General features: G+C 64.9%; 2 protein-coding genes. Both read right to left on the bottom strand.

The features are described 5' to 3' along the window. Positions 1-116 precede the first annotated feature (116 nt). Complete coding sequence (locus tag VMS22_08050; protein HXJ33982.1) at positions 117-1,283, bottom strand: IS3 family transposase; 1,167 nt, start codon at positions 1,281-1,283, stop codon at positions 117-119. Beyond that, complete coding sequence (locus tag VMS22_08045; GenBank protein ID HXJ33981.1) at positions 1,283-1,699, bottom strand: transposase; 417 nt, start codon at positions 1,697-1,699, stop codon at positions 1,283-1,285. Before VMS22_08045 ends, VMS22_08050 begins: the two co-directional genes overlap by 1 nt. Positions 1,700-2,152 lie beyond the last annotated feature (453 nt).

Here is a 2,152-nt window from a genome sequence, read left to right as displayed (position 1 = left end):
GTGTGTCGGCGCACCGTGCGCTCTTGGATCGACGCCGGTATGCCGTCGATCCGCGTCGGTGGCTCACGAAGGATCCGGAACGTGTCAATGCGTTTGAGACAGCCCGTTCGCAAATTCTATGAGGGAAGCGATAGGTCGGATGGCGCTTGGCGTTGAACGCGCCGAGCAAGGTCATCGAAGACAGGTACGCAGTCGCGGCGCGTTGGCTCGATGTCGAGGCGAGCGCGGTCGGCTGGAACGTGGTGCGGGGCTGGAGCGGGTTCGTTCATCGCCACGTTCGCGCTCGCCTCGCCGTCGAGCTCCATGGGAAGAGGGTTGATGTGCACCTCGGCCGGCGGTCGTCGTACGGTGGGCGGTCCGTTTGGAAAGCGCTCGGGGTGCTCGGCGTAGGCGCGATCGAGAGTCGACTGTCGGCGCGCGGCGATGTCGTCGACGCGTCCGTAGAAGACGTCGGCTGGAGCGAACAGAGCAAGTCCTGTGTGCTGATGATCGTCGTTGAACCAGGCGAAGAATTGCTGACACCATCCGCGCGCGTGAAGCGGCGACGTGAACTGGCCTGGGTAGTCGGGCTGGTATTTGAGCGTCTTGAAGTGCGCCTCGGAGAAGGCGTTGTCGTCGCTGACGTGAGGTCGGCTGAAGCTTCGAGCAACGCCGAGATTGGCAAAGAGCTGGGCGAGGTCGTCGGAGCGCATGGGAGAACCGCGGTCCGCGTGCACCGTGAGCGCGCCTGGTCGAATGCCGTGGCGCGCGGTCGTTTCGGCGAAGAGGCGCTCGGCGTGAGCGGCGTTCTCGCGCTCGGCGAGCATCCACCCGACGACCATGCGGCTGAAGAGATCGATGACGACGTACAAGAAGTAGAAGACGCCGGGCAGCGGTCCACGCAACTTCGTGATGTCCCACGTCCAGACCTGGTTGGGCGCCGTGGCGGTGAGTCGCGGTTTTTCATGGCGAACAGGCGCCCGCTGGGCGCGCCGCTCCGCCGTCTCGCCGCGCTCCGCGAGCAGGCGGTACATCGTTCGAATCGATGCGACGTAGACCTGCTCGGACAGCAGCGTCGCGTACACCTCGGGCGGCGGCTGGTCGGCGAATCGCTCCGAGTGCAGGACATCGAGCACGCGCCTGCGCTCCTCGTCGCTCAGTCTTCGAGGGCTCGGTGCCGTACGCACGGCGGGAGGGTTGGCCGGTTGGGTTTGTCGGTAGAGGGTCGCACGACTGACTCCAAGCGCATCGCATGCGCGCACGATGGGGATCGAGGGATCGTCGAGCTGCTCGAGAAGATCCATCAGCTCTCTCCGTCGTTCGCGAGCTCGATCCCCAGGAGCTCCGACGCTTTTTTTTGCAGCGCAATCAGCTTGTCCGCAAGGGCGAGCTTCGTCTCGAGCCGCGCCGCACGTTTCTCGAGCTCGAGGATGCGACGATCCTTGGCATCGAGCTTCGCCTTACGTCCGGGCGTGCGAGCGGCGAGACCCTCGCTGCCGCGAAGATCGAACTGGCGGCGCCAGGCCGTCAGCAGAGAGGAGTAGATCCCCTCACGCCGTAGCAGCGCCTCAACGCTGCCGCGCTCGGTACACGCAGCAGCTTCGCGCACGATGCGTAGCTTCTCCGCTGCGGAGAACGTTCTACGCTTGCCGGGCGCAGGCCGGGTCTCGACCGAGGGCGCCGGCGTGGATTGGTCTCGAAAATGGGAAGGCTTCGGCACGGGGCTGGGTCCAGTCTCCGCCCATACTACTCACTGATTTCGGGGGGAAGGCTGTCTCACGCGACATTGGCACAGGGGGATCGCGTTGAACGCGGTGGCACGACGGCTGCACTCGTCACTTCTCTAACGCGATCTTCATGATCGGCCGCTCGCAACCTCGTGACCGATTGCCTCACTGCCCTACTGGGGGCGAGATAGTTCTCAACGGGGAACACGCGCGGGACAGCGGGGACATGGGATAGGTCGCGAGAGCGACCACCAGCACCCTGCTGCCGTCTAGTCCAGCTCTCCGAGACGAAGAGCGTCTTCGAGCTGACGCATCTTCGCTGGGGACAAGACTCCCACCCGCTCGATCAGATCAGCCGGGGCCACATCGACCAGCCAGTTGCAGAGGATGCGGCCTTGACGAGGGAGAGCAACTCGAAGGACGCCTTCCCACGGAAAGCCCTCGTC

The sequence above is a fragment of the Candidatus Eisenbacteria bacterium genome (assembly GCA_035577985.1).
Taxonomy (GTDB): domain Bacteria; phylum Desulfobacterota; class Binatia; order DP-6; family DP-6; genus DATJZY01.
This window is presented reverse-complemented; position numbering and strand designations above follow the sequence as displayed.

Coding starts and splice junctions, on each gene's coding strand:
- VMS22_08050 (HXJ33982.1), bottom strand. CDS start 1,283: ATGGATCTTCTCGAGCAGCTCGACGATCCCTCGATCCCCATCGTGCGC.